Raw genomic sequence first — 5,163 nt, forward strand, 5'->3', positions numbered from 1 at the left:
ACGCTATCTGCTGTTGGATCTAAATCAAATTCTGCCCTTATCAAAGTATCGGCATAAGCAATTACAGCTGGGCCAGATAAAGATGGTTTTGCACACATAATAGCATGACCAGTACCAAGAGGTTGATCTTGACGATAGATAGACGCTTTTGCTCCTAAACTTGTCGCTAAATCGACTAAACTAGTTACTACATCGTCTCCAAACCATGCTGGATCACCTAAAACAAAAGCTATTTCTTCGATAGGTTGCTTTAAAACTTTAACAATATCTTTTACCAAGCGGTGAACTATAGGTTGACCTGCAACTGGAATTAATGGTTTTGGCACTGTTAAACTATGTGGGCGTAAACGAGAACCTCGTCCTGCCATTGGTACTATTATTTTCATTTATTTTATTTTTATCATTCACTCCTAGGAGGGAATTTTATCAGTTATAATTTTAAAAAAACCAACGACTACCCAAATATTTTTATTCTTAAATCGTTAATTGTAATTCTTTCTTCACTTCGTACCAGTACTTCCAAAACCACCTTCGCCTCTATCAGTTTCTGAAAGTTCTTCAACTTGAACCCATTCAGCACGTTCATGTTTAGCAATGACTAACTGAGCAATACGCTCACCATTTTCTATAATGAAATCCTCATTTGAAAGGTTCACTAAAATCACTCCTATTTCGCCTCTATAATCTGCATCAATAGTTCCTGGTGCATTTAATACCGTAATGCCCTTTTTAGCCGCTAAACCACTTCTAGGTCTCACTTGGGCTTCTACGCCTATAGGAAGTTCTATAAATAGCCCTGTGCCTACAATACTGCGTTCTAATGGTTTTAAAATTCTCGATTCTGATATATTGGCACGTAAATCCATTCCAGCTGAAGCTATGGTCTCATAATGCGGTAAATCATGATTGGATTTGTTTATTATTTTGATTTGCATGTTATCTTCTTACAAGTTGTTTAATTACTTTCTGTTCAGCAAAATATACTATGCCCAAAAATACAATTAACATAGATACGCCAACAATATAATTTTCTCTAAATTGATAAAAAGATAGCATTGAAAGTGTTACTGAGAGCAAAAAATACATGCCTATTTTTTTAAGATTATAAGGTATTGGGTAATATTTTCTTCCAAAATAATAGGACAACAACATCATTGACGCATAAGCAGTTAATGTTGCAATAGCTGAGCCTTTGTAACTTATGATAGGAATTAACCAAAAGTTTAATCCTAGCGTTAATAAGGCACCAAATACTGATATATACGCTCCAAATTTTGTTCTGTCAGTAATTTTATACCAAACTGAAAGATTGTGATAGATTCCTAAACAAAAATTAGCAAGTAAGATAATAGGAACAATCCACATGGCTTCCCAATAGGCTTCATTTCCAATAAAAATTACTTTCAAAATATCTACAAAAACTATAATTACAAGCAAAATGACAGCTCCAAAAATGACAAAATACTCTAATATTAATGCGAAATTCTTCTTCGGATTCTCTGATTTCGCATGGCTAAAAAAGAAAGGTTCGACACCTAATCTATAAGCGGTCGCAAAGAGCATCATAAATAACGCTAACTTATAACATGCAGAATACATGCCTATCTCAGTTTTTGCAATATCTTCTGGTAATAGTTTATCCAGTAAAATACGGTCAAAGGTCTCATTTATTGAGAAAGCTACTCCTGCAATTAGAACAGGAAAAGCATATCTCATCATTTGTTTCCATAGAACTTTATTGAATGTAAATTTCACTTTAAAATAAAAAGGCAGCATTAGTAATAAAGTAAATGCACTGGCAACAAGATTTGCTATAAAAATGTAATTGATTTCAAAATTGGGTTTATAAATAGATTCAAACACGAGGCTATCTATAGCCAGATCTTTAAGCCACAGTAATAAAAATAGATTTAAACCTAAATTTATAACCACATTTAAAATTTTAATTAGAGCATATTTCATTGGTTTTGAATTTGCTCTTAACCATGCAAATGGTATAATAACTAAAGCATCTAAGAGCAAAATCCAGATAACTAAGTTGATATATTCTACCTTTATATCAATAAGCTTTGCTATTTGATTTTGAAATACTAAAGCAATGACGAAAAAGCCTAATGAAGTAAGCATTAAAGAGATAGTAGACGTACCAACAACTTTATCTTTATCAGATTCTTTATTAAAAAACCTGAAAAATGCCGTTTCCATTCCATAAGCTAAAATGACATTAAATAATACGAAATAGGAAAATATTAAAGAAACATCTCCGTAGTCAGCAACAGATTTTAAAACACTTTCATCTGTATGAAGGCGAACCAATAAGAAACTAAGCATTCTGGGAAGCACAGTAGCTAAACCATAAATAAATGTTTGCTTAAATAATGTTTTGAGTCCGCTCAAAAATTTGTGTTTTAAGTCTTTAAAAATACGTTTTTAGCAAACGCAATCCAAAGATAGGTTATAGCTTCTTAGAAGGTGTTTTTTGATAAAGTATAGACTCTTTTTTAATAATATTCTCAATTTTGAAGTATTTTATTTTATTATTATTTAAATAACTAACTACACATTCATTATCATTTAAATTAAAAGGTATTTTTTCAGAAAACCCATCGTTAGAGTCACTAATCATATTGATATCTCTTATTCTGTTTTTTGTGGTTTTAAAACGCCCAATAAAAATAGTATTATTACTAAATTCCAATTTAGCTTTCTTTCCCTTAAAATAAACACTATCAAACATTATGTTTTTAGGATTATCCGAAACGGGAATAAAAATATTGAAACCAGCACCACCACCTTGAACCCCTGCAACCCAATTTTGATAATAAACTTCTCCGATAGTTAACCGAACTGATTTTTCTAGTTTATATGTACCCGCGCAACTTGAAAAATTTATCATTACAATAAGTGTTATCAAAATTGATATAATTTTTTTGAATATTTTCATTTTGAATAATTTGACTTTATAAAGATACCATTCCAAAATTAATACCACAAAAAAGCCTTACTATTGTAAGGCTTGATGTTTTATAAAAATACTTATTATGTATTTTAAAGTTTCATATTTACATGAGTCTTGAGCTTACTCTAATTAATTATTCAAAGCTTTTGCTATATGAAAATTTGACTTCGCTCTGCTTAGTCTAATTATTCAAAGCTTCCGCTCCTCCAACAATTTCTAAAATTTCATTAGTAATTGATGCTTGACGTGCTTTATTATAAGTTAATTTAAGTTGATCTCTTAGTTCAGTTGCGTTATCAGTTGCTTTGTGCATAGCCGTCATACGCGCACCGTGTTCTGATGCAAAAGAATCTCTAACACCTTTGTACAATTGTGTTTTTAAAGACTTCGGAATTAATTGCTCTACGATTTCAATTTTTGAAGGTTCAAAAATGTAATCTGCATTGTTATTTACCTCCCCTTCAATTGGGACGATTGGTAAAAACTGCTCAGTCATTATAATTTGAGTAGCTGCATTTTTAAATTTGTTATAAACAATTTCGATCTTATCAAACTCGCCAGCAACAAATTTCTCCATTAACAACTCTGCAATTTCAGCAACATTGTCAAAAGTTAAATCATCATAAACTTCGCTTTTATTAGCTATAACTCTATTGGTCTTTTTAAAAGCATCATTTGCTTTTTTACCGATAGCTAAATAAGAAACTTCTTGATTTACATAAGTTTCAGAAACCAATCTATTAACTTCTTTAATGATATTTGAGTTAAAAGCACCTGCCAAACCTCTATTAGAAGTAATTGGCACTATAAGTACTTTTTTTAATTCACGTTGCTCAGAATATGCGCTTCCAGAATCTGCATCTAAAGTTGCGCTTAAACTTTGTAAAAGCTCCGTTAACTTATCTGCATAAGGACGCATTGCCGTAATAGCATCTTGGGCCTTCTTTAATTTTGCAGCTGACACCATTTTCATAGCGCTAGTTATCTGCATCGTTGAAGATACCGAGGATATTCTGTTACGTATTTCTTTTAGATTAGCCATAATCTCTTTTTGTCATTCCGCACCTAATGCGGAATCTATTTTAATTTAACTTCAAAACATGAGATTCCTGCCTTCGCAGGAATGACAATTATGCTCTATATTTTCCTGATAAATCTTTTGCTACAGCTGTTAATATATCTGTAACTTCATCAGTTAATTTTCCTGCTTTTAACGTACTAAGTACATCTGCATGCTTCGCTTTTAAGAATTCTAAATAATCTCTTTGAAATTCTTTTACTTTCTCAACAGGCACATCTCTTAATAAGTTTTTAGATCCAGCATAAATAATTGCTACTTGATCCTCAACTGTAAACGGATCGTTTTGAGCTTGTTTTAAGATCTCCACATTACGCTTTCCTTTGTTAATAACGTTTAAAGTAACGGCATCTAAATCTGAACCAAATTTAGCAAACGCTTCTAATTCGCGGTACTGTGCTTGATCTAATTTTAATGTTCCTGCTACTTTTTTCATTGATTTAATCTGTGCATTACCACCAACACGAGATACAGAAATACCTACGTTAATTGCTGGACGAACACCAGAGTTAAACAAATCACCATCTAAGAATATCTGACCATCCGTAATAGAAATTACGTTTGTTGGAATATATGCTGAAACGTCACCTGCTTGTGTTTCAATAATTGGCAATGCTGTTAATGAACCACCACCTTTAACGATAGGCTTAAGCGAATCTGGTAAATCATTCATTTCTTTAGCAATTGCGTCATTATTAATCACTTTTGCAGAACGCTCTAATAATCTTGAGTGTAAATAAAATACATCACCAGGATATGCTTCACGTCCCGGTGGACGTCTTAATAATAAAGATACCTCACGGTAAGCAACAGCTTGTTTTGATAAATCATCAAATACAATTAAAGCTGGTCTACCAGTATCTCTAAAATACTCACCAATAGATGCTCCTGTAAAAGGTGCATAAACTTGCATTGCAGCAGGATCTGATGCGTTTGCAGCTACTATTGTTGTGTATGCTAAAGCGCCTTTTTCTTCTAAATTTTTAGCAATTAAAGCTACTGTTGAAGCCTTTTGACCTACAGCAACATATATACAATATACAGGCTCACCTGCATCGTAAAATTCTTTTTGATTTATGATGGTATCAATACAAACTGCTGTTTTACCCGTTTGACGGTCACCAAT

The 5,163-nt window shown here is 32.3% G+C and carries 6 protein-coding genes; all 6 read right to left on the reverse strand.

The window, feature by feature from the left end:
• On the reverse strand, positions 1-386 hold a 386-nt coding region (locus QZ260_RS00005; RefSeq protein WP_295981305.1), incomplete at its 3' end, for a sugar phosphate nucleotidyltransferase.
• Positions 387-500: 114 nt separating this feature from the next.
• Positions 501-935, reverse strand: a complete 435-nt coding sequence (gene dut, locus QZ260_RS00010) for a dUTP diphosphatase (protein ID WP_295981307.1) — start codon at positions 933-935, stop codon at positions 501-503.
• Between the two features lies 1 nt (position 936).
• Complete coding sequence (locus QZ260_RS00015; protein WP_295981309.1) at positions 937-2,397, reverse strand: oligosaccharide flippase family protein; 1,461 nt, start codon at positions 2,395-2,397, stop codon at positions 937-939.
• Positions 2,398-2,455: 58 nt separating this feature from the next.
• A complete protein-coding gene (locus QZ260_RS00020) occupies positions 2,456-2,896 on the reverse strand; it encodes a hypothetical protein (protein ID WP_295981310.1) in 441 nt (146 codons plus the stop codon).
• Positions 2,897-3,140: 244 nt separating this feature from the next.
• Positions 3,141-4,001, reverse strand: a complete 861-nt coding sequence (gene atpG, locus QZ260_RS00025; protein WP_295981312.1) for an ATP synthase F1 subunit gamma — start codon at positions 3,999-4,001, stop codon at positions 3,141-3,143.
• Positions 4,002-4,089: 88 nt separating this feature from the next.
• The coding region (gene atpA, locus QZ260_RS00030; protein ID WP_295981314.1) for a F0F1 ATP synthase subunit alpha at positions 4,090-5,163 on the reverse strand (1,074 nt) is incomplete at its 5' end.

Source organism: uncultured Algibacter sp., assembly GCF_905480415.1.
Lineage (GTDB): Bacteria > Bacteroidota > Bacteroidia > Flavobacteriales > Flavobacteriaceae > Algibacter_B.

Bases quoted from the DNA above. Each gene is read 5' to 3' on its own strand.
- dut (WP_295981307.1), bottom strand. From the start codon at position 935: ATGCAAATCAAAATAATAAACAAATCCAATCATGATTTACCGCATTAT.
- QZ260_RS00020 (WP_295981310.1), bottom strand. From the start codon at position 2,896: ATGATAAATTTTTCAAGTTGCGCGGGTACATATAAACTAGAAAAATCA.
- atpG (WP_295981312.1), bottom strand. From the start codon at position 4,001: ATGGCTAATCTAAAAGAAATACGTAACAGAATATCCTCGGTATCTTCA.